The sequence below is a fragment of the Sphingorhabdus sp. genome, from assembly GCF_050921905.1.
In the GTDB taxonomy this organism is placed as follows: domain Bacteria; phylum Pseudomonadota; class Alphaproteobacteria; order Sphingomonadales; family Sphingomonadaceae; genus Sphingorhabdus_B.
In genome coordinates, this window is sequence record NZ_CP050888.1 from 1,574,194 (window position 1) to 1,595,821 (window position 21,628).

Genomic DNA, 21,628 nt, shown 5'->3' on the forward strand with positions numbered 1-21,628 from the left:
ATTAATTTCGTGTGTGGGCGGGCATAATGGGTAAGAAGGAGACCTACTATGTCACGACGCAAAGAGCCTGTGATCCCGGCTGAGTTATTGGATCGTCTTTTGGCTGGCACGGATGCTGCTTCTGCATTGGATCAGGGCGGATTGCTTGATTCTTTGAAGAAGGCGTTGGCCGAACGTGCGCTGGGTGCTGAGATGGATTATCATCTGGGCAGCGACGATCAGGCAGGCAACAGCCGCAATGGCTATGGCCGCAAGACCGTGATTACCGATACCGGCAAGATCGATATCGACGTGCCGCGGGACCGTTCCGGCAGCTTCGATCCGCAGCTGATCGCCAAGTATCAGCGCCGCTTTCCCGGCTTTGACGATAAGATTATCTCAATGTATGCGCGCGGCATGAGCACGCGCGAGATCACCGGGCATCTGCGCGAGCTTTATGCCATAGACGTATCGCCTGACCTGATATCGACCGTCACCGACGCGATATTGGATGAGGTTGCCGCCTGGCAGCAGCGCCCGCTTGATCCGGCCTATCCGCTGGTGTTCTTCGACGCCATCCGTGTCAAAATCCGCGACGAAGGCATGGTCCGCAGCAAGGCGATCCACATTGCCCTTGGCGTCCGCGCTGACGGTCGCAAGGAGGTTCTGGGGCTGTGGATCGAGCAGAATGAAGGGGCCAAGTTCTGGCTTCGCGTCATGAACGAACTCAAGAACCGGGGCGTCGATGATATCATGCTGGCCGTGGTCGACGGCCTCAAAGGCTTCCCCGACGCCATCACCGCCGTGTTCCCCGAAGCTGTGGTTCAGACCTGTATCGTGCATCTGCTGCGCAACTCTATGGACTTTGTGTCCTGGAAAGACCGAAAGCCGCTGGCAACCGCACTGAAGAGCATTTACCGCGCCGTCGATGCCAAAGCCGCCGAAGAGGCACTCACCGCCTTCGAGACCAGCGAATGGGGCATGCGTTACCCCGCCATCGGCCAAAGTTGGCGGCGGGCATGGGCTGAGGTCATTCCGTTCTTCGCCTTCCCCGAGGAAGTGCGCCGGATCATCTACACCACCAATGCCATCGAAGCGCTGAACTCAAAGCTGCGGCGGGCGGTCAGAGCCAGAGGGCACTTCCCCAGCGACGAGGCTGCAACCAAACTGCTTTATCTGATCTTGAACCGATCGGAAAAAGAGTGGAAGATGCCACCACGTGAGTGGACCATGGCAAAGGCCCAGTTCGCCGTAATATTCGGCGAACGGTTCATCAAAGCCATGGCGGCATAATGTTCAACCGCCCGCCCACACACGAAATTAATGACAGGGCCGGCGTGGCGGAGAGACTATAATGAGGTCCGACCACACAGCTCCCTTGGTAACCAAACCCCAATGGAGCGCGCTTTTGCATCAGGGCAGGCATGCCTGCCCTGATGCAAAAAGAACCGGTCTTTCTCATAAAGGTCGGACCAAAAAAGGGGCTAGGCTCAACCCGACACCGTCATCAATTCTTAGTTTTTGCCCTTGATGCCTCCTACCATGCTCCACTCGGCGCCACTTATTTGCTCCGTTCCAGCGCAACGACGATATGCTGAGCAAGGCGGTGTGCCGTCTGCGAGAGCCCGGGGGCTTCGATCAATGCAATTTCGGTATCGTAAAGTGGAGGCATGTCGGGGTCGTCACTTATCGAGGTTAAGTGGGCTGGGACCATTGCACGCGGCAGAGCAGTAATCCCAAGTCCTGCTGTAACGGCAGATTGACTGCCAGCAAGGCTTGTTGATGTATAGGAAATCCGCCATTTTCGGCCAATGGCGTTCAAAGCGGCAATGGCGCGTTTACGGTAAACACATGGCTCTGGTGAAACCACGAGAGGAATAACATCCAGTCCGGTTGCAGCACGTTGATCTCGCGCGACCCAAACAAGGGGCTCGCGCCAAACGCGGACACCTTCTAGCTGCGCCGAGGGCTCTCGCTTAACTAGAACAAGGTCGAAAGCGCCCGCATGAAACCGATCTAAGAGGTTAAGGGTTAGGTCGCAGGTAACTTCAAGCTCTACCAACGGATGAGCCGATGCAAAGGCTTCCAAGACCGCTGGTAGATGGGCAGTGGCAAAATCTTCGGGTACGCCAACCCGCACATGGCCCTGCATATCTGGCTCAAATAAGTCAGCAAGAGCGGCATCGTTCAAGCGCAGCAACTGTCGTGCTGGACCGAGAAGACGTTCCCCATCTGCCGTCAAACGCAAAGAACGAGGGGTCCGCGCAAAGACAGCTCGCCCAATTTGTTCTTCAAGGCGCTTAATCTGGAGGCTGATCGTAGATTGCGTTCTTCCCAGCCGCTCCCCGGCGCGGGTGAAGCTTTCTGTTTCAGCGATGGTCACGAAACAGCGCAGTAGATCAAGATCAAGATTCTGGGTGCTATGCATTTATCTAACCATTTATAAATGCAATATATGCTATTTTGATAACTCATTTTGTCAATCATGTTCTTAACACTAGATCGGCCCCGTTCACGCAAAACGGAGGTCAATATGAACGACTTAAACACCCTTGTTTCGCCGCCAAAGATGGATGCTGTCGCGGCGCATACCCCAGTGCCTATCACAGTGGCGCATGGGGACGGCATTGGGCCTGAAATCATGCGCACGAGTTTGCGCGTTCTCGAAGCTGCGGGGGCTGCGATCGCACCCGAAACGATTGAAATTGGAGAGCAGGTCTATTTGGCAGGCAATAGCGCTGGGATTTCACCAGAGGCTTGGGAAAGCCTGCGGCGGACCAAAGTTTTCTATAAAGCACCCATCACAACGCCCCAAGGCGGAGGTTACAAAAGCCTGAACGTCACCGTTCGCAAATCGCTCGGACTATTCGCGAATATTCGGCCATGCGTATCCTATGCGCCCTTTGTCGCCACAAAGCACCCCAAGATGGATTTGGTTATCATTCGAGAAAATGAGGAAGATCTTTATGCAGGGATTGAGCACCGCCAGACCGATGACGTTTATCAGTGCCTGAAGCTGATCACGCGCCCGGGCTGCGAAAAGATCAATCGCTACGCTTTTGAATATGCCCGCGCTTTTGGTCGGCAGAAGGTCTCTTGCTTCACCAAAGATAACATTATGAAGCTCACCGACGGGTTGTTCCATAAGATTTTTGATGAAGTCGGCAAAGAGTATGCTGAAATTGAAAAAGAGCATTGGATCATCGACATTGGTGCCGCCAAGCTGGCCGATACGCCAGAGGCCTTTGATGTGCTTGTTATGCCTAACCTTTATGGCGATGTGTTGAGTGATGTGGCCGCACAAATCGCCGGGTCTGTCGGTTTGGCGCCTTCGGCAAACATTGGCGAACATTGCGCCATGTTCGAAGCCATTCATGGTTCTGCACCACGGCGCGCTGGCCATGACAGCGCCAATCCATCTGGCCTTTTGCTCGCAGGCGTAATGATGTTGGTCCATATCGGGCAACCTGACATTGCCGAGAAGGTTCATAATGCGTGGTTGAAAACCATTGAGGACGGCATCCACACCAATGACATCTATGTTGAAGGCGTTTCACGTCAAATGGTTGGGACACAGGCCTTTGCAGATGCCGTGATTGCGCGACTCGGACAGGAGCCGCGCCAGTTAAGCCCGGTTCGGTATAACGCCAGTGGTGACGCTTTTGCCGTGCCGGTAGCCAGCGAACGAAAGCCCGCGCGAAAAGAGATGGTTGGTATCGATGTTTTTGTGCATCAAACCGGACCAGTCGACGACTTGGCAGCCTGCCTTAAGAAATCTGTTGCAGGGTCATATGACTTGTCGATGATCACCAATCGCGGGGTCAAGGTGTGGCCAAATGGCCTTCCCGAAACCTTCTGCACGGATCATTGGCGCTGCCGGTTCCTAGTACGGGAAGGAGCGCAATTCAATAAAGCCATGGTGGTCGATCTGCTAAGGAAACTCTCTCAGCTGGGCGTCGACTTTATCAAAACCGAGCATTTGTACACTTTTGACGGAGAGCCAGGCTTTTCACTTGGCCAAGGCCAATAAACCACCAAAAGACGCCTGCGCAGTGGTAAGGCTGCGCGGACGTCTTGTATTGCGAAAGCGCGCTCTTCCTTGCCTGCGATCCGGCTCATTTAACTCGATTTATCAAACGAGAGCTAACGCCTTCACTAACTAGTGTCCCGGGGTCCAACAACAGGCGGCAGGAGGATCAACGCATACGTGATTTACACGTTGAAAAGATATCAGCCACGGATCCGTTTGAATTTGTTGTATAGTAAAAACTATACAATAATCGAGAAAGCTTGACCGGATGTAAGTTATTTAAATGTATGATTTAAAATGGTGCCGCCTATAGGATTCGAACCTACGACCCCCGCATTACGAATGCGATGCTCTACCAACTGAGCTAAGGCGGCAACTGGCGCTTGGGCCATGGCTTCGCATAGCCAAGAGCGCTGTTGAGTTCAAGTGGCCTTTATGCAGAATACCCCGACGGCCCGCATGAGGGCCATCGGGGTATTGCATGCTCCGACGGGGCTTTCGGAGCGTGCGTTGTTACGCCTTCATCTTAACGCAACAGGTTCAAAACGCCCTGCTGGCTTTGGTTTGCTTGCGCCAGCATCGCGGTCGAGGCCTGGGCAAGGATCTGTGACGACGCGAGTTTCGTCGATTCTGCCGAGAAGTCTGCGTCTTCAATGCGCGATTTTGCTTCCGTCAAATTCATGGCTGTCGATGTCAGATTGTTGACGGTAGCCTCAAGGCGGCTTTGAACGGCACCGACATCCGCACGAGCAGTGGCAACCGTGTCAATAGCATCATCAAGTATTGTGAGTGAATCTGTAGCTTTATCCGCTGTCGTCATGTCAACAGCTGTAGCTGACGTCAAAAGCACGACAGAATTCAAATCGCCGAGTTCCAAGTCAACGGTGTCGTCAGCATCAACACCGGTCTGAATATTAATCGTATTTGATGCGGTGTCCAAAAGCTTTATTCCATTGAAATCCGTCCGGTTTGCGATGTCATCAATCTGGGCAATAAGGGCAGTAGATTCAGTCGCGATGACGGCGCGATCTTCATCATCAGTAAGGGTGCCGTTGGCAGCCTGAACAGCCAATTCGCGCAGTCGTACGAGGATGTTCGAAATCTCTCCCATCGCGCCTTCGGCGGTCTGCGTGAGCGAAATGCCATCATTGGCGTTGCGGATGGCCTGGTTCAGGCCGCGCACTTTTGCGTCCATGCGGGTGGCAATCGCCAGGCCAGCCGCATCGTCTTTCGCGCCATTGATCCGCTTGCCGGTCGAAAGGCGTTCCATTGCTTCCCCAAGCGCGTTGCTTGCCATACGTGAAGCATTTTGAGCGCGCAGCGCGCTGACATTGGTATTGATGACTGTCATGATAAATCCTTTTGCTGTTCCTCGTGATGGGCGGCCCGACAGGGGTGAGCAGCCTCGGCATCAAGAAACGGCGTGCCGGCCCATGGCTTTAATGACCAGCGTCGGAAATTTGGCGAGAGCAGCTTCAGACCAGGCCTTATGCCTTAGAAGACTGCGCCTTTCGGCAAATTGGCACATCATTTGCTAAAGTCTGCCCAAAGGCAATTCCGCCTGCGGACCCAAATATATGGCGACCATCGACCAGAGCCGACTTTTACAGATGCGCTCGTCCATCTTGAACCAGAATGACGCGTTGCGGCGGGCGGCTGGTCGTGATGTGCCGGCCGAAGCGGTGGCATCAACGACACCCTTTGCACAGACGATGACGGACGCGTTGCAAGTCGTGAGCGCGCAGCAGGGCAAGGCCAGTGCGTTGTCGGCATCCTATGAACGAGGCGAGACCAATGACATCGTCTCGGTCATGGTCGAACGGCAAAAGGCCTCAATTGGTTTTGAAGCAACGCTTCAGGTCCGCAACAAGCTGTTGTCCGCCTATCGCGACATCATGAACATGCCGGTATAACGCATGGCCGAACAACAAATACTCGCCCCCGACGCGTCGATCAACAACGGCCAATTGGCGCGCAATGTCACGCCGGGCGCTAATTTCGGGTTTGACGGCCTGCGCGGAATGACGCGTCAGCCCGCCGTGCGTCAGGCGCTTCCTGCGCTTGCATTAACAGGTGCGCTGGGGCTGGCGGCACTGACCTATTTCGCGCTGAGCACGCCTGCACAAGCGCCCTTGTTCCAAGGCCTTGCCGAAGCAGACAAGGCAGCCGTTGCCGATGCGTTGCAGTCATCGGGTATCAGCTACAGCCTTGACCCCGGCACGGGCGCCATTTCCGTAGACGCAGGCAAATTGCACGAGGCGCGGATGTTACTTGCCGGTCAAGGGCTGCCCAAAGCGCAGCCGACGGGCGACGCCATGATGGCTTCATTGCCCATGGGGTCAAGCCGCGCGGTCGAAGGTGAAACGTTGCGCGGTGCGCGCGAAGCCGACCTTGCCCGCACGATCGAAGCGATTGACGCGGTAAAAACCGCCCGCGTCCATCTGGCAACGCCAGAGGCAAGCGTATTTGTGCGCGAAAGCAAAGAACCCGCCGCGTCGGTCATGCTGACGCTTCAGCAAGGACGAAGCCTGTCGGCGGCACAAGTGCGCGCTGTCCGCCATCTGGTCGCATCGTCCGTTCCCAACATGTCCGCCGAGGATGTGTCCATCATAGACCAAAGCGGCGCGTTGCTTTCATCTGATCAGACCAGTGCTGACGACCGGATGTTCCAACTGCAAATGCAGATGGAACAACGCTATCGTGAGGCGGTCATCGCGTTGCTGACGCCCATTGCGGGGCCCGGCAATTTCTCGGTTGAAGTACATGCCGATGTCGATGCCAGCGAAAGCCAGTCCACCCGCGAAACCTACCCCGAAAATGACCGTGCGTTGCGCAGCGAAGAAGGAAATAAGTCCGTTAGCGGCGCAGCAGAAGAAGCAGGCGGCATACCCGGCGCGATGGCCAACCAGCCGCCGCCTGCAAATGCGGTCGTCAATCAACCTCCGGAAGCCAATGCCGCCGGCACCAGTCCCGGCCAAAGCGAGGAAACCTACAACCGTAGTTTTGATGTTGGCCGCGAGATTGCGGTCACACATAACCCGCAAGGCGCGTTACGCCGCCTGTCGGTCGCGGTCGCCCTGCGCGATGGCAAAGGTGCGCAGAAGCGCTCGCCTGCGGAGATTGCGTCACTGGAAAATCTGGTAAAGGGCGCCGTCGGCTTTAAGGCCGAACGCGGCGATGTCGTCGCCATTTCCGCGCGTCCCTTCGTCGAAGAAGCCGAAGTCGTCGTCAATTTCTGGGACGAGCCATGGTTCTTCCCATTGGTGCAGCAAGTCGGCGCGGTGCTGGGCGCATTGCTTGCCTTTTTCATCATTGGCCGCCCTTTGGTGAAAGCGGTCAAAGCCCGCATGGCAGCGTCAAAGGAACTGGCAGAGACAGAGCAAAAATTGATGCAGGCGGCGGCCAGGCAACAGGCCTCACGGCCCGCCAATGGAACCGTAACCATCGATATGATTGAATCGGCGCCAAGTTATGAAGCGCGCGCCAAGCTTGTGCGCGCTTTCGTACGCCAGGACCCGCAACGCGCCGCGCTCGTCGTCCGTCAAATGTTGGGGAAACCATCCAATGGATGAAGATCTCGATGAAATGACGCCACCAGAGCCAGCAACGCCGCTTGATGGCGGGCTATCTGCGGCAATATTGTTGATGTTGCTGGAAGACGGCGACAGTTCCGCGGTCTTGCAGCATTTGGACCCTGCGGAAGTCAAATCCCTGGCCAAGGGAATGTTTGAAGCATCATGTGCGACCGAAACCGATGTGGAAAGCGCATTAGAGGTTTTTGTCAGCAACAACCGCGACCTGTCACAACTTGCCGTTGGCGCGCGCGGGCGCATCCGCGGCATGATGAATATGGCGTTGGGGGATAGCACTGCGAACCGCATCTGGACTCAGATAGCGCCAGCACAGGCCGCACCGCCATCATTAGAAGCGTTGCAATGGCTGGACACCGCCACGGTTTCGAGCCTGGTCGCCAATGAACATCCACAGCTTGCCGCCATCATCCTGTCGGCACTGCCAGCCGAAGTTGCGGCAGACGCGGTCGCAGGGCTTGATGAAGCTGTCCAAGCCGATCTGCTGTTTCGCACCGCCACCTTGGGCCCCGTCCCCGCTGCGGCAATATCAGATATTGAGGCCATTCTTGCAAATTATGCCGAAACCAGTGCCAGCAACCCGCTCATCAACATGGGCGGGCATGGAGACGTCGCAAAAATCGTCAACAACCTGTCCCGTCCGCAAGCCGAAAAGCTTTTGAAGACTATCCGCAAAAAGGACAAAATTTTGGCCGATGCGATTGAAGAGGGCATGTTCATTTTTGCCGACCTTGCCCAGCTCGACACCAAATCGCTTGGCGCAGTCATGCGCAATGTCGAGGCCGACCGTCTGGCGCTGGCCATTAAGGGCGCTGACGCCGCCTTGGGCGAGAAGATCCTGAGCACATTGTCCTCACGCGCGGCACAAACCATCAGCGACGAAATCGCCGAAATGGGCCCGGTCAGCCGCGCCGATGTCGAAGAAGCACAAAAAGCCGTGGTCGCCATTGCCAGGGGCATGGCTGCGTCTGGCGAAATAATGTTGGGAAAGCAGAGCAATGACTATGTCTGAAACCGTCAAACTGTCCCTCACAAAATATTTTGGCGAACGCCGGGATTTTCGTCCACACAATTTGCAGTTTCCATTTCCGGCACCCGCAGATGAAGCCGATGACCCCTATGTGCGTGGTCTGGCGGATGGGCAGGAAATGGCGCAGGCGGTGTTTACGATTGAACGCAAACAGCTTCACGACTTGCTGCTTGCCGCAAATGCGCTGCGGCCGGAGGATAATGCCGAAATCGGCTTCATGCTCGACAATATCATCCGCAGCGTCGTCACGAAAATCATTGGTGACCTGCCGATTGACAGCGCTTTTCTAACGCAACAGATCGCCGCCGCCACGGCCGTTTTAACGGATGCCGACCAGAGCCGCAATTTGCACATGCACCCGGATGACCTTGCGTTATTGTCCGACGCCGAATTGCCCCTGCCATTTACGGCGGACCCACAATTGCCACGTGGTGCGTTGCGTATTGAATGCTCCGATGGATGGGTTGAACATGGCCCCGCCTTTGTGCTTGAACGACTAAAGCAAACGCTCGGCGATGGCGGACGCGTCGCATGACCACGCGGTTGGAAGCGATCATTTCGGCGCGAGATGGTGTTGCCGCTCTGTGCGATGCGGACCCGCGCCGCGTTGGCCGTCTGGCGGCATTGACCGGGCAATATTGTGAAGTCAGCGGATTTCCTTATCCGCTTGGCACAGGCACAAGGATGCAGGCAGAAAATGGGGACTTTGCCGAGGGCGAAGTTGTAGGCTTTCAAGGGCAGCGCGCTATCATTCAACCGCTTGGTGACGTCGGTAACATCGCCAGCGGCGCCGCCGTCTATCCCAATGGTCGGCATGACATGATTGAGGTTGGCGAAGAGCTGCTTGGCCGTGTGATTGATGCAAAAGGCCGTCCACTGGATGGGGGTCTTATGCCGTCATGCAGTGGCCGACAAAAAATTGCCGGTGAAGACAGCAACCCGCTCGACCGGGGTCGCGTCGTGCGGGCGATGGATACCGGCGTCCGCGCCATAAACGCTTTGCTCACCATTGGCGAAGGGCAGCGTGTGGCGATTGTCGCGGGCTCTGGCGTGGGCAAATCGGTGCTGATGGGACAAATATTGCAGGGCATTGATGCCGACATCATCGTCATTGGCCTGATCGGCGAACGTGCGCGCGAAGTATCGGATTTCGTTGAGGGCAAGCTTAACCGGGATATCCGCCACAAATCGGTTGTTGTGGCCGTGACAGCGGATCAGGTGCCTCTGTTGCGCTTGCGTGCGGCCATGCGTGCAACGGCCATTGCCGAACATTTTGCGCATCAAGGCAAGCGGGTCTTGTTAATGATCGACAGCCTCACGCGCATTGCGCATGCGCAGCGCGAAATCGGTCTCGCCATTGGGGAGCCGCCAACGATGAAAGGCTACACCCCCTCCTCGCTCGCGCTAATCCCACAACTTGTCGAGCGCGCGGGTGTTGATCGCCGGTCGGGTGGTTCGATCACGGCCATATATACAGTATTGGCGGACGGTGGGGACTTAGACGACCCGGTTGTCGACGCAGCGCGCGCCATTGTCGACGGCCACATCATCTTGTCGCGCACACTTGCCGAAAGCAGCATATTTCCAGCGATTGATGTCGGCCGGTCGTTGTCCCGGTTGATGCCCGACATTGTTGATCAGGCGCATTTGGCGGCGGCGGCGCGGTTCCGGCAATTATGGTCAAGCTATGAACAAAATAGCGATCTGGTGATGTTGGGCGCATATGCGCAAGGTAGCGATGCCGTGCTGGACCAGGCGATTGCACAGCGGCCCGCGATGCTGAATTTCATCACGCAACCCATGCAATCTATCGTCACATTTGATCATGCCCGTGCCGAACTTGTCGAAGAGATGGGCGCATGACGGCCAATGCGCAACGCTGGCAACGCATATTGAAAGTGCGTGCTGTTCAACGGCAATTGGCGGAGCTGCAATTGCACCGATGCGAAAAAGAGGTGCGCAATCTCGTCGATCTGGGGCACCGCATTTCCGCCATTCGCGCGGCCGCCCAACCGTTGGTCGGCGCACAAAGTGGCATGATGCTGCGCTCGCTATGCGAACTATCATCGCGTCTCGACACCGCGCAGCGCGCACTTGCCACACCAAGCCGTAATGCACAAGAAGCACGCAATCGTCAGCGGCACGCCGTTGTTGCCGCACGGCAGCGCGAAACAGCGATCGAGAAGCTTGCGGCCAACGTCGCCGCGCAAGATGCCAAACATGCCTTGGATCGCCAAAACCGCGCTGCGATTTTTCGGAAAGCCGCCAAGAGCGAGGGAATGTCATGAACCCGCTGAGCGCGCCCATGCCGTCTGCCATTATGCCCATGATGACCGGCCAAACGCCGACAACAGGGGTGTTCGAGGATATGTTGAACATTTCAGCCACTCTGGTCGATGCGCCACCCACTGTGTCGGTCGATGTCGTGACACCCGCCACATCGTCGTTCTGCGCACCTGCCATCACGCTTGCCCAGCCCCCCTTGGCCGAAGTGCAGAGCTGGGCCGCGACAGAGGTCTTGCCGCAACCAACTGCCCCCGATGCGTTGAACCGGGCCATGACGGTTGTCTTACCACCACCCGCTGCGCCCGAAAACAGTATCGAAGACGCAGGCACTGTTGCGGCGGAAAAGGCAGAAGCATCCTCACCACCCATAGATTTAACGCTTGTGCCGGCACCTACGGTCCACATGCGTCCGCCCGTCAGTGCACCCGCCCATATCCCTGTTACGCCACTTGCGCCCCAAGTCTGCAAGTTTACTAATAGGGCCGAAACGCCAAAGCCATTGAACGCAACGCCGACCCAAACGCTGGCTCCATTGCTACCAAACGCGCCTCAAAAGCCAGTAAAGCGGGCGGACGCGATGCCGACTGTGCGACCGGATACACTTCCGGCACCGCTGCTAACCAAAGAGAATAAGCCGCAACTGCCCGGCCCCTTGCCTGCGCACAATCTGGGCTTGGTCGATAACCCACTTTTCAGCTTTGAACCGCAATCTGGCATCCGTGCGGCACAGCCTTCGGTCGCACCCACGGCTCCGCGCACGGACACACCGATCGCGGAGCTTAGGCAGCTTGTGATCACAGCAGATGGCGAATGGATCGACGCGCTCGCGCGGGACATTGTCAGCCATGCGGCAAGCGACAACCAACTGACGTTCACGCTGGTCCCTGAACATTTGGGTCAACTGGATGTCGCTGTGACCACAGACAATGGCAAGGTCGATATCCTTCTTGAGACCAGTACACAAGCGGCTGCGCAAGCCATATCGGCAGAGCAGGCCCGGCTGATCGAAGATTTGCGCCATGCGGGTCTGAAACTTGGCCAGTTTGATATGTCCAACCGGCAAAACGGCAACGGTCAGCAACAGGCCCCACGGCCCGATAGCCAACACACAGACAATAACTCCACCCCAGCGCAGGCTTCGGCTTCTTCCAAAGCCCAAGGCCGCTTCGCCTGATTGAAAGACAAGACATGAGCAAGCAAAAACCCTCAGACCCCGAATCAAAGCCCAAGAAGGGAAAAAAGAAGCTCATCATAGCAGTGGTTGTTGCGCTCGTGCTGGTTGGGGCGGGTGCTGCGACCGGGGTCTATATGGCCGGTGGCATTACCGGACACGCCGAAAAGGTCGACCCGCGCCGTCCCAAGCTTGTCGAGCGGAGCGAAGAACCCGAAGAGCCAGCGGCAGAAGGCGCAGGTGAAGCACCTGCTCTGAAAGAGGGTACAATCGACGTGAAGAATGACCGCGTGCCTGTGGACCCGCGCAAATATGAGGTGACCTATGTGAACCTCGACCAAAGTTTCACCGCCAATCTGGCCGACGGCGCAGGCTTTGTGCAATTGGGCCTGAGCCTATCGACATATTATGACGGCAAAGTCGTCCAGAATATCCAACGCCAAAGCGTTCCGATCCGTTCGACCATTTTGATGGTCTTATCGCAACAGGATGCGCAAGCCCTTTCGACACCGCAGGGTAAGAAGATGCTGCAACGTGACCTGACCGCCGCCATCAATGACGTATTGCGGGAAAAAGAGAACTTTGGCGGCGTTGATAATGTCTATTTTTCGAATCTGGTTATCCAATGAGCGCATCGCTTCTCTTACGGCCACGAACCGCGGTAGCGGACGATTTTGGTTGGTTGCAAAAGCTTTGCGAAAATCTGGGCGAAGCGATGTGCGACTTTTTGGCGAGTCACCAGAAGGTTGAAGCCAAGGTCCAATCGGTGGCCGAGGCACGCTATTCCGAATGGTATCCGTCACAGCCTGCGTTCAGCCTGCTGATGCCCTTCGAGCTTGGCACGGATGCAGGCGAGCTGGTGGTGGTGGTCCCCGGTCAGCTCATCAGCCAGATCCTTGATGTGCAATATGGCGGGTTAGGCAAAGTCCCTGAGCGGCAAGGTTTCAGCACGTCCGAGATGCGGCTTGCGATGCGGCTGAACGCACATTTGCTCTCTTATGTGAATGACGCGCTGCTGGGTGCCATCCCCGAAGCTGTAACTGCGCAGCCCGTCCAGACGGATTTGCAGGTATTTGATTTGCCGCAATATCGCGACAGTATAGTGTTAGCCAAAATTGACGTGGAATGTTCTGCCCTTGGTTCCAATGCAATCCACGCGTTCATTGGTTACGCCCAGGCCAAGAAAATTGCCATGCGCTTTGCCGACGCTAACCCCAATGGACTGCCCGCTGACCCCGAATGGAAAGACAAAATGCAGAGCGCGACCTTGCGCGTTGCTCTGCCGGCGCGCGCCATTTTGACCCAAACCGAAGTGCCGGTGTCACGGCTCTTGTCGCTTCGGCCGGGAGACATCTTGCCCGTCATGCTGCCCGCCGATGTGCCGCTGTTGGTCGCAGGCCACCTTTTTGCACGCGGAACAATTGGCGAGGCCAATGGCCGCAGTGCGCTGAAAATCGAAAATATGGAAGGTTCTGACCATGAGTGATATGACTGAAGCCCCAAACACAAGGCCAGCCGACCGGGCGATCAAATTAGACATGTTGGCCGATATAACCGTACGCGTTACGGTCGAGGTTGGCTCTGCATCCCTGACGCTCGCGTCCTTGCTCGAATTGAGCGAAGGCAGCGTGCTTGAGCTTGACCGGCAAGTGAATGACCCGCTCGACCTCTTCGTCAACGGCACTTTGGTCGCCCGCGGTGAAATTGTCGAGACCAATGGCCGCTTTGGCATTCGCGTGCTTGACGTCGCCCCGGACGGGGAACGGCTTGGCGGCATGGAGGCGCGGCCGTGATCCTGGAATATTTCGGACGCCTTTTGCTTATCCTGCCGTTGATTGGCGGCATGGCGTGGGGTTCCTTATGGCTTTGGAAAAAGCTGCAGATCGGCCTGCCATTGACCGCGCAATCTGCACGCGCCGTGCGCGTGGTCGATGCCGTGTCCTTGGGCGGCAATGGCCGGCTACTGGTCGTGGAATTTGGCCAGAATACCCTTTTGCTGGGCGCATCGCGCAACGGGATTAGCCTATTGGCATCGACCGATCAGGGCGTCCATGATGCTTAGGTTTTTAAGCATTTGCGTCTGCCTTTGTGTGCTGCTCGCCAGCCAATCAGCCTTTGCCGCGCCAAGCGCGATGGGTATGGAAAAGGCGCTTGGCGCGGTAGCCGGAGACGGGCGGCCTTTGTCGCTATCGCTGCAAATTCTCCTGCTGATGGGATTGCTCACGGTATTGCCGTCTTTAGTCCTGATGATGACCAGTTTCACCCGGATCATCATTGTCCTGTCGATTTTGCGTCAGGCACTTGGGCTGCAACAAACCCCCCCAAACCAGGTGCTGGTTGGGCTGGCGCTGTTCCTCAGCATTTTTGTGATGCAGCCGGTGTTGAGCACCATCAACACGCAAGCGCTTGAACCTTATGGCCGCGATGAAGTCAGTTTTGAACAGGCATTGTCGACGTCGGCCACAGCGATGCATGGCTTCATGATTAAACAGACGCGCAAAACCGATATTGCCTTGTTCAGCGAGATTGCCAGAGCGGGCAAATTTGCAAAGCCCGCCGACGTGCCCTTTTCGATTCTGCTACCGGCCTTTGTCACCAGCGAGTTGAAAACTGCGTTCCAAATCGGGTTCATGATCTTCCTGCCATTCCTGATCATTGACTTGATCGTGGCGTCTGCATTGATGTCGCTGGGCATGGTGATGCTGTCGCCAACGATTATTTCGATGCCGTTTAAGCTGTTATTATTCGTGCTTGTGGACGGTTGGGCATTGACCATGGGGTCATTGGCCAGCTCATTTGTGGTGTAGCCTGTGGATCAGGATTTTTTCATCGACGTGGCGCAACGCGCGCTTTGGATATTGGCGCTTGGGGCGGCCCCCATCCTTATCCCCGCGCTAATCGCTGGCGTAGTTTTGGGTATGGTCCAGGCCGCGACATCGATTAATGAGCAGACTTTAAGTTTCGTGCCAAAGCTCATCATTGTCGCGATTGCGCTGGCGGTTTGCGGGTCAAGCATCATGATCCTGCTGGCCGATTTTACCCGCGATATATTCGCGCAAATCCCCATGTTGGTGCGATGATACCCGCCGGACTGCAAAATGTGGAAGGACAATTGCTGGTCTGGATGGTGGCCATGATCCGTCCGGGCGCAGCTTTTGTTGCGGCCCCCATGTTTGGGGCGCAAGCCGTGCCCGTGCAGCTTCGCCTCGTGCTGGCACTGGCTATCGGCATTCCGTCGGCGTCGATGGCCAATATGACATTACCTGCGGCCGGGATTATCTCGGTCCCCGGCTTTTTCATGATCGCCGCAGAGGTGATGGCGGGTCTGGCGATGGGATTTGTCATCCAGATCGCCTTTGCCGCATCCTTAGTGGCGGGTGAGGCGATTAGCAACGCCATGGGCCTTGGCTTTGCCTCAATGGCGGACCCGGCAAGTGGCCAATCAAGCCCTGCCGTCGGGCAGTTTCTGTCCATGCTCGCCATGTTTCTGTTCCTTGCCGCAGACGGCCATTTGGCGTTGATTGCGATTATCGCCGAAAGTTACCGCACGCTGCCTCCGGGGCAAGCATGGCTATCCTTTTCCGCCATAGGCAGCGTTGTTGAATTTGGCCGCCTGGCCTTTTCCGCTGGCCTGTCGATTGCCCTGCCTGTGGGATTTGCCCTGGTGCTGGTGCAATTGATCATGGCCATGATTGCGCGATCTGCGCCGACATTAAACCTGTTTGCCGTCGGTATGCCTGCCGCATTGCTTGCGGGTATAGTATTATTGGGCGTTTCTCTGCCTGTGATGGCCGATATGCTCAGCAATGCACTTCGCCTTGGGCTCGATCAGGCGCAGAGCCTTGGCGGTGGCCGTGGCTGACGCACCCGATAAAGACCAGCAAACCGAAGCGCCAACCCAAAAGCGCAAGGACGATGCGGTCAAAGAAGGCGATGTGCTTGCGTCACGGGAACTGGCCACTGCGTTGATGATGATCGCGGGTGCAGCGTGGGTGATGGGCCTTGGCAAGTGGTTTTTCAGCGCGAGCAAGACTTTGTTGAAAGGCGGCCTAACGCTTGACCTTTCTGACCCCGACCATTTCGAGCCGCTTGATGCATTAAGTGTCGCCGTGGCGCAAATTGCAGTCCCATTTGCCGCGTTGCTGTTGCTGACGCTCATCGCTGCCTTTGCCGCGCCTGCGATGCTGGGGTCGCTTGGCATGCGGGGCAAGGCGATGGCACCAAAGGCCAGCCGCATTAACCCGCTGGCGGGGCTCAAGCGTATGTTCGGAACGCAGGGGCTTATTGAATTGTTCAAGGCAACCGCCAAAGTGTGCGTCCTTGGATATGCCGGATATTGGATCATTTCGGGCGAGATCGCATCCCTGCCCGGCCTTGCCGCCGCCGATCCGGCTGTGGCGGTCGGCATCATCGGGCAAAAGATGCTATTCACCATAGCGATTCTGGCCGCTGGCCTGACGCTGATTGCCTTAGTCGACGTCCCGATCCAATGGTTCCAGCGCAACCGCAAGCTGCGCATGACAAAGCAGCAGTTGAAGGAAGAAATGCGCCAAAGCGACGGCGCGCCTGAACTGAAGCAAGCGATACGCTTACGCCAGCAAGAGGTGATGATGTCATCGGCGCGTAAGGGCATGGCTGACGCCAATGTCGTCCTGACCAACCCGACACATTTTGCGGTTGCCCTGCGTTACCGACCGGGTTCAGATGCCGCGCCCATATTGGTCGCGCGGGGGCGCGGGGATGTGGCGCTGGCGATCAGAGCCATGGCAGCGGAAAAGAATGTGCCAACGCTCGAATATCCCCAATTGGCCCGCGCAATCTATTTCACCACGCGCACGGGCAAAGCCATATCCGAAGATTTATATGCAGCGGTCGCCGCCATATTGGCCTTCGTCTTCCGGCTGGATTCCAGTTTCGGTCAGCAGATTCCCAAGCCGTCTGTTGCGGTGCCAGTGACAATGCATTTCGATCAGGACGGACGCCGGGCCGCCTAAATCCTGCGGCAGCATGGCCGTATAAGGCAGCAAGGAAATTCATATGGTCACGTCAATTGCAAACAGCCTGGGTTTTGGCTCCGGCATTGATACCGCCGCGTTGGTCGCGGATCTTGCGGCTGCATCGCGCGCGCCGAAGGCGGCACGTTTGGATGCATTATCGCGGGCCAATCAAGCAAAAGTCAGCACGCTTGCACAAGCACGCAGCGATCTGGACAGTTTTGCCAATTCACTGGAATCACTCGCTTCGGGCGGGACCTTGCGCAGCCAGCCTGTCACGTCGGACCCGACAGCATTATCCATCATCGCCCAATCCGGGAACCGGCTGGGCAGCTTTAGCGGACAGTTGGTCATTCAAACGCTTGCCAAGGCGCAAAGCAGCTTTTCGGAAAATGTCGCCTCGCGCACGGCATCGGTTGGCCAAGGCGATATGACACTTACCGTTGGGACCAATAGCTATGTCATTGCCATTGATGGCGCAAATGACAGCCTCGACGGACTGGCCACCGCTATCAACGCGGCCGGCAGCGGCGTCACCGCAAGCGTCATCAACGATGCAGGCGCATATCGCCTCGTGCTCAAGGGCCAGAGTGGCGCTGCCAATGCGTTTACGTTAACCGCTGACGCTGGAGCGCCGACAAGCCTACAACAGTTTACGACCGAAGCCATGACCACGGGCCAATCGGCCAGCGATGCCGCATTCACCATTGATGGCGTTGCCTATCGCCGCACGTCCAACACTATTGATGACGTGGTTACAGGCATGAGCCTGATTCTGAAAAAAGCAGACCCGCTCGTCTCCATTGCGATCAGCGCGGCACGCCCATCCGAAACAATCAAACAAACGCTGGCTGATTTCGTCACTGTGTTCAATGGCTTGAAAAAAGACATGGAGGCGGCGCGTAAAGCCAATAATGGCAGCCCTGCGCTGCGGGCTTTTGAACGGCAATTGGCCGGATTTGCCGCAAAGCCGCTGACATCGCATGCTAGCATCAACCGTTTGTCTGACATTGGCATTTCCACAACGCGTGACGGTACGCTTACGCTGAACATGGCACGCCTCGATGCTGTGTTGCGGGATAATCCCGATGCTGTTGAAGCGATGTTCAACCCGCCGCGCGATGCAGGGCAGTCAGACAGCACTGACCCCGGCATAGCCTTTGCGCTCGATAGCCTGCGTGATGCCGCCGTTGCGACCAATGGGCCGTTGGAACTGTTGCAAACCGCCTTAAAACGCGATGCCGACACGATTGCGCAAAACCGCAACAGAATGGAAGCACGCGAACTTGCCTATCGCAGCCGCCTTGAAAAACAATTCGCCGGTATGGACGCACGCATCGGCGCGCTAAAAGCAACGCAGAGCTATCTGGAACAGCAGATTAAGCTTTGGAACAATGGAAACGATTAAACCATATGCTTGCTCGTACACATCCAGCCTTTGCCAACCAGCATTACCGGGACATGGAACTGCAAAGCCGCGTTACCAGCGCAAGCCCGCACGGCCTTGTCAGCCTGCTATATGAAGAATTGCTGCGCGCGCTGGATCTATTGACGGCCACCGTAAAACGGGGCTCGGCCATTTCCGGAAACCCCCATCACGTCAAAGCGCTGTCGATTATCATTGCGCTGGATTCGAGCATCGACCTTGCCAATGGTGGTGACCTTGCAGGCGTGCTGCAGCGGATATACCGATCTGCCGTGCACAGGTTGAACGAGGCCGCGCGGACAAATGATATTGCAGGTATAACAGAAATAAGGGACGCCATGAGCGAAATCGCTTATGCTTGGGCTGCACTCGCCAATTAGGCGGGGTTTAAAGGCAGGACCTAGTCACCCGAACGCACCCAGCCGACTACGGCGTCCTTGGCCGCCAATGGAACGTCAAGCCGTGCCTCGCTAAAATCGACCTTTGCGCCCGGTGCCAGCGTCCTTGCCTTTGCTTTCATTTTCCAACTGTAGACCGGTCTGCCGCTCGCATCCTTTAGCGTTACCAGCATTTCGGGCACATTTTGCTTCACCCCGGTCGGGTTCACAATGCTGCCGCTGGCGATAAAATAGGGCGTGCCGTCGTCACGTTCATTCAGTTGCAGATTTTCGTTGACCACGATTGTCAGGGCAGAGTCTTCCGCCGCGCTGGACAGGCCGATATCGGGCATCCCAAAATAAGAGATAGCCGTTCCCATAACGGTGACCGTCAGCGCAAAGATGATGGCCGCCAAAGTCCAAATTTTCGTGCGGCTACGGCGTTGATTGAACGGTGGCTCATGCGCAAAGCGGCTTTGCGTTGGTTCCTTCTCCGCCCAGTTGCCAGCGCTTAACGACGGATCGACATCCACCGGCGCCGGACCGGGCGCGGCCGCGCGCTCAGTGGCAAATCGTGGGAAGGCCGACCGCGCGTCATCCGCATCCGTTTCTGCGACCATCAATCGTGGAACGGGGTCAGGGGAAAGCAAGGGAGTGGTCGCAGGCGTTGGGGCACCTCCTGAAGGCTCCTCATACTCGGACGGCGTCTGCGCAGCAGACATTGGCCGGGCGGCCTCTGGCGGGGTTATCCCGGGCGCGGGGCCGCTCTGTTCGGCGGGCGCTGCAATGGAGGGGTCTGCGAGTAAGGGTGCTGGCGTTGTCAGGGGAACTGCTCCCTCTTGAAACCATCCATGCTTGCAATTGGCGCACCGCACTTGGCGGCCATCAACACCAATGGCATTGTCAGGAACAATATAGCGTGTGCGGCAGGAGGGGCAGACAAGCAGCATGGCAAAGGTTAAACAGCAGCATCTTGTGACTTGCAACCCTACTGTTATAAAATGCTGTGGACGGCGGCTTTTCGGGCCGCGACTTGACTAGGGTCAGGACCACTTAACTCCACCATCGCGGCGTCAAGACGTCCTTCGGATTTGACCCATATTGTCCATTGCCACGTTGGCAAGCTTGGACTTAGAACCACTAAGCCCTGCACTTGCCGCCTTGCACTGAACAGTATGGCCTCAAACCGCGAAGATGGATTTAAGTGGCCCTGACCCGAGGGTCCTGACCCTAGGAATAGCCTTTGCCCCGTCATGCCGTTTGTGCCATTTGTCATTGCAATGCAGATCCTATTGGAATTCGACAAGCTGGGGCTTCGGCCACGTCGCGACGCAGCAGCCATAACAGGCGTTACGCCCCATGACGGATCTGTGGCCGCTATGCCTGCTTTGCTCTCCGGCGATGGCGTATCGGTTTCGGGCCGGGTCAACTGCGGACGCATTCCGCTTGCCGTGACGGCGCTTGCTATGCTTATGGCGCGCTTCACAGTGATTTCTGCGTTAAAGAAGATGTTATGATCAGTCGCTTCCTCGCTTTCATATTGTTGCTCTGGATGCTGGGCTTTGCTTGGTTTGCGTTGCTGTTGCCACAGCCGGCGCCCATATCGCCAACCGATGGCGTTGTTGTGCTGACCGGTGGGGCAAACAGAATTGATCGCGGGCTTGAGATATTGGAATCGGGCAAGTCCAAAAAATTGCTGATTTCCGGTGTGGACCGCGATGTGAAGCCGCCCGAGCTTCAAGCGCAATATCCAAAATCTGCCCAATATTTCCAATGCTGTATCGCGTTGGGTTTCCAATCGGTAGATACGCGATCCAATGCGTTGGAAACGGCAGCATGGGCAAAGCGGAACAATATGCGCAGTCTTCGACTTGTCACGCATGATTGGCACATGCGACGCGCGCGCTTTGAACTTGATCGGGCCTTGCCCAATGGTATCACCGTCACCAATGACGCGGTGTCGACCCAACCGTCGCTTGGCGGTTTATTCAAGGAATATAACAAATATTGGTTGCGCGCGGTCGCGTCGCTTCTCGGGCTTTAAGCCATGATCGCAGTCATCCGGTCTGCAGCATATATCGTGATATTTTACACTGGGTCAGTGTTTTTCGTCGTCACCGCATTTTTGGCGCAATGGTTCTCCATCCCGCTCATGCAATGGGCCGTGCGCAGCTGGTCGCGCTGGCAATATGCCTGCTACCGCCGGATACTGGGCATCAACATCAAGATTGAGGGCGAATTGCCCCAAAAACCGGTGCTTTACGCCATCAAACATGAAAGCATGTTTGAAACCATCGACATGCCCCGCATGTTTCCCAAACCTGCGGTGGTGACGAAGAAAGAGCTGTTCGATATCCCCTTATGGGGACCGGCCGCGCGGGCCTATGGCATGATCCCTGTTGACCGCAATGGCGGCGCGGCGGCGCTTCGGGCCATGCTGGTTTTGGCCAAAAAAATGATCGCCGACGGACGGCCAATCGTGATCTTCCCCGAAGGTACGCGCGTTGCACCCGGCAGTCAGCCGCCATTGCAATCGGGCTTTGCGGGCCTGTATAAGCTCATCAACCTCCCCGTTGTACCGATTGCGGTGGACAGCGGCACTTTGAGCCCGCGCAAAGCGGGTATTTGGAAATCAGGGACGATTACGTACAAGGTCGGGGAAGAGCTTCCGACTGGCCTACCACGCGCGGAAATTGAGGCGCGCGTGCATGCCGCCATTAATGCGCTGAACGTTTAAGGCAGGGC

The 21,628-nt window shown here is 56.7% G+C and carries 26 protein-coding genes, 1 tRNA gene and 1 pseudogene; 23 read left to right on the plus strand and 5 right to left on the minus strand.

The features are described 5' to 3' along the window. Window positions 1-48 precede the first annotated feature (48 nt). Window positions 49-1,272, plus strand: coding sequence for an IS256 family transposase (locus tag HEQ18_RS07555; protein WP_432814241.1), 1,224 nt, complete (start codon window positions 49-51; stop codon window positions 1,270-1,272). A gap of 30 nt (window positions 1,273-1,302) precedes the next feature. Beyond that, the gene (locus tag HEQ18_RS07560) at window positions 1,303-1,416 is read left to right on the plus strand and encodes an integrase core domain-containing protein (protein ID WP_432814242.1); all 114 of its coding nucleotides are present in this window, start codon (window positions 1,303-1,305) and stop codon (window positions 1,414-1,416) included. A 124-nt stretch (window positions 1,417-1,540) separates the two neighbouring features. On the opposite strand, the gene HEQ18_RS07565 is transcribed toward HEQ18_RS07560, so the two are convergent. Further along, window positions 1,541-2,362 carry a LysR substrate-binding domain-containing protein gene (locus tag HEQ18_RS07565; protein ID WP_432814243.1) on the minus strand — a complete coding sequence of 274 codons (822 nt, stop codon included), beginning with the start codon at window positions 2,360-2,362 and terminating at the stop codon, window positions 1,541-1,543. Window positions 2,363-2,512: 150 nt separating this feature from the next. Here HEQ18_RS07565 and HEQ18_RS07570 point away from each other — a divergent pair, with 150 nt between their 5' ends. After that, window positions 2,513-4,009: an NADP-dependent isocitrate dehydrogenase gene (locus HEQ18_RS07570; RefSeq protein WP_432814244.1), complete on the plus strand. Its 1,497-nt coding sequence runs from the start codon at window positions 2,513-2,515 to the stop codon at window positions 4,007-4,009. Between the two features lie 298 nt (window positions 4,010-4,307). Here HEQ18_RS07570 and HEQ18_RS07575 read toward each other — a convergent pair. Next, window positions 4,308-4,383: transfer RNA gene (locus HEQ18_RS07575), tRNA-Thr, on the minus strand. A gap of 152 nt (window positions 4,384-4,535) precedes the next feature. Continuing rightward, window positions 4,536-5,360, minus strand: coding sequence for a flagellin (locus HEQ18_RS07580; RefSeq protein ID WP_397603890.1), 825 nt, complete (start codon window positions 5,358-5,360; stop codon window positions 4,536-4,538). A gap of 226 nt (window positions 5,361-5,586) precedes the next feature. On the opposite strand from HEQ18_RS07580, the gene HEQ18_RS07585 reads away from it, so the two are divergent. Genes HEQ18_RS07585 through fliS form a run of 17 tightly spaced genes read left to right on the plus strand, consistent with a single transcriptional unit; the run spans window position 5,587 to window position 18,886 of the window. Then, window positions 5,587-5,922, plus strand: a complete 336-nt coding sequence (locus HEQ18_RS07585; protein ID WP_397606176.1) for a flagellar hook-basal body complex protein FliE — start codon at window positions 5,587-5,589, stop codon at window positions 5,920-5,922. 3 nt (window positions 5,923-5,925) lie between these two features. Beyond that, window positions 5,926-7,581, plus strand: coding sequence for a flagellar basal-body MS-ring/collar protein FliF (gene fliF, locus HEQ18_RS07590; RefSeq protein WP_432814245.1), 1,656 nt, complete (start codon window positions 5,926-5,928; stop codon window positions 7,579-7,581). Beyond that, on the plus strand, window positions 7,574-8,611 hold the full coding sequence (locus HEQ18_RS07595; RefSeq protein ID WP_397606178.1) for a flagellar motor switch protein FliG: 1,038 nt from the start codon (window positions 7,574-7,576) through the stop codon (window positions 8,609-8,611). The genes fliF and HEQ18_RS07595 overlap by 8 nt, the downstream gene beginning before the upstream one ends. Next, a complete protein-coding gene (locus HEQ18_RS07600) occupies window positions 8,604-9,164 on the plus strand; it encodes a flagellar biosynthetic protein (protein ID WP_397606179.1) in 561 nt (186 codons plus the stop codon). Before HEQ18_RS07595 ends, HEQ18_RS07600 begins: the two co-directional genes overlap by 8 nt. Continuing rightward, on the plus strand, window positions 9,161-10,492 hold the full coding sequence (locus HEQ18_RS07605; RefSeq protein ID WP_397606180.1) for a FliI/YscN family ATPase: 1,332 nt from the start codon (window positions 9,161-9,163) through the stop codon (window positions 10,490-10,492). Before HEQ18_RS07600 ends, HEQ18_RS07605 begins: the two co-directional genes overlap by 4 nt. Beyond that, window positions 10,489-10,917 carry a hypothetical protein gene (locus tag HEQ18_RS07610; RefSeq protein WP_432814246.1) on the plus strand — a complete coding sequence of 143 codons (429 nt, stop codon included), beginning with the start codon at window positions 10,489-10,491 and terminating at the stop codon, window positions 10,915-10,917. The genes HEQ18_RS07605 and HEQ18_RS07610 overlap by 4 nt, the downstream gene beginning before the upstream one ends. Next, window positions 10,914-12,089 carry a flagellar hook-length control protein FliK gene (locus HEQ18_RS07615; RefSeq protein WP_432814247.1) on the plus strand — a complete coding sequence of 392 codons (1,176 nt, stop codon included), beginning with the start codon at window positions 10,914-10,916 and terminating at the stop codon, window positions 12,087-12,089. Before HEQ18_RS07610 ends, HEQ18_RS07615 begins: the two co-directional genes overlap by 4 nt. A 14-nt stretch (window positions 12,090-12,103) precedes the next feature. Further along, complete coding sequence (locus HEQ18_RS07620; protein ID WP_432814248.1) at window positions 12,104-12,715, plus strand: flagellar basal body-associated FliL family protein; 612 nt, start codon at window positions 12,104-12,106, stop codon at window positions 12,713-12,715. Further along, window positions 12,712-13,572, plus strand: a complete 861-nt coding sequence (locus HEQ18_RS07625) for a FliM/FliN family flagellar motor switch protein (protein WP_432814249.1) — start codon at window positions 12,712-12,714, stop codon at window positions 13,570-13,572. The genes HEQ18_RS07620 and HEQ18_RS07625 overlap by 4 nt, the downstream gene beginning before the upstream one ends. Further along, the gene (gene fliN / locus HEQ18_RS07630) at window positions 13,565-13,879 is read left to right on the plus strand and encodes a flagellar motor switch protein FliN (RefSeq protein ID WP_397606185.1); all 315 of its coding nucleotides are present in this window, start codon (window positions 13,565-13,567) and stop codon (window positions 13,877-13,879) included. Before HEQ18_RS07625 ends, fliN begins: the two co-directional genes overlap by 8 nt. Further along, the gene (locus HEQ18_RS07635) at window positions 13,876-14,148 is read left to right on the plus strand and encodes a flagellar biosynthetic protein FliO (protein ID WP_432814250.1); all 273 of its coding nucleotides are present in this window, start codon (window positions 13,876-13,878) and stop codon (window positions 14,146-14,148) included. The genes fliN and HEQ18_RS07635 overlap by 4 nt, the downstream gene beginning before the upstream one ends. Beyond that, window positions 14,141-14,893, plus strand: coding sequence for a flagellar type III secretion system pore protein FliP (gene fliP / locus HEQ18_RS07640; RefSeq protein ID WP_432815973.1), 753 nt, complete (start codon window positions 14,141-14,143; stop codon window positions 14,891-14,893). Before HEQ18_RS07635 ends, fliP begins: the two co-directional genes overlap by 8 nt. Window positions 14,894-14,896: 3 nt before the next feature. Continuing rightward, window positions 14,897-15,166, plus strand: coding sequence for a flagellar biosynthesis protein FliQ (fliQ, locus tag HEQ18_RS07645; RefSeq protein WP_296198263.1), 270 nt, complete (start codon window positions 14,897-14,899; stop codon window positions 15,164-15,166). Beyond that, the gene (gene fliR / locus HEQ18_RS07650; RefSeq protein WP_432814251.1) at window positions 15,163-15,948 is read left to right on the plus strand and encodes a flagellar biosynthetic protein FliR; all 786 of its coding nucleotides are present in this window, start codon (window positions 15,163-15,165) and stop codon (window positions 15,946-15,948) included. Before fliQ ends, fliR begins: the two co-directional genes overlap by 4 nt. Further along, on the plus strand, window positions 15,941-17,080 hold the full coding sequence (locus HEQ18_RS07655) for an EscU/YscU/HrcU family type III secretion system export apparatus switch protein (protein ID WP_432814252.1): 1,140 nt from the start codon (window positions 15,941-15,943) through the stop codon (window positions 17,078-17,080). Before fliR ends, HEQ18_RS07655 begins: the two co-directional genes overlap by 8 nt. 43 nt (window positions 17,081-17,123) lie before the next feature. Then, complete coding sequence (fliD, locus tag HEQ18_RS07660) at window positions 17,124-18,488, plus strand: flagellar filament capping protein FliD (RefSeq protein ID WP_432814253.1); 1,365 nt, start codon at window positions 17,124-17,126, stop codon at window positions 18,486-18,488. 5 nt (window positions 18,489-18,493) lie between these two features. Then, window positions 18,494-18,886 carry a flagellar export chaperone FliS gene (gene fliS, locus HEQ18_RS07665; RefSeq protein ID WP_397606190.1) on the plus strand — a complete coding sequence of 131 codons (393 nt, stop codon included), beginning with the start codon at window positions 18,494-18,496 and terminating at the stop codon, window positions 18,884-18,886. Between the two features lie 20 nt (window positions 18,887-18,906). Here the strand turns inward: fliS and HEQ18_RS07670 are convergent, their stop codons facing one another. Continuing rightward, window positions 18,907-19,605, minus strand: a complete 699-nt coding sequence (locus HEQ18_RS07670) for a hypothetical protein (protein ID WP_432816027.1) — start codon at window positions 19,603-19,605, stop codon at window positions 18,907-18,909. A 171-nt stretch (window positions 19,606-19,776) separates the two neighbouring features. Beyond that, a pseudogene (locus HEQ18_RS07675) lies at window positions 19,777-19,833 on the minus strand (MJ0042-type zinc finger domain-containing protein); the annotation flags it as partial. Window positions 19,834-20,175: 342 nt separating this feature from the next. Between HEQ18_RS07675 and HEQ18_RS07680 the strand changes: the two are divergent. The 3 genes from HEQ18_RS07680 to HEQ18_RS07690 are packed head-to-tail and all read left to right on the plus strand — an operon-like array spanning window position 20,176 to window position 21,620. Then, window positions 20,176-20,400: a hypothetical protein gene (locus tag HEQ18_RS07680; protein WP_432814254.1), complete on the plus strand. Its 225-nt coding sequence runs from the start codon at window positions 20,176-20,178 to the stop codon at window positions 20,398-20,400. Further along, window positions 20,397-20,927 carry a YdcF family protein gene (locus HEQ18_RS07685; RefSeq protein ID WP_397606524.1) on the plus strand — a complete coding sequence of 177 codons (531 nt, stop codon included), beginning with the start codon at window positions 20,397-20,399 and terminating at the stop codon, window positions 20,925-20,927. The genes HEQ18_RS07680 and HEQ18_RS07685 overlap by 4 nt, the downstream gene beginning before the upstream one ends. A 3-nt stretch (window positions 20,928-20,930) precedes the next feature. Further along, a complete protein-coding gene (locus HEQ18_RS07690; protein ID WP_432814255.1) occupies window positions 20,931-21,620 on the plus strand; it encodes a lysophospholipid acyltransferase family protein in 690 nt (229 codons plus the stop codon). The last annotated feature ends 8 nt before the right edge of the window (window positions 21,621-21,628 follow it).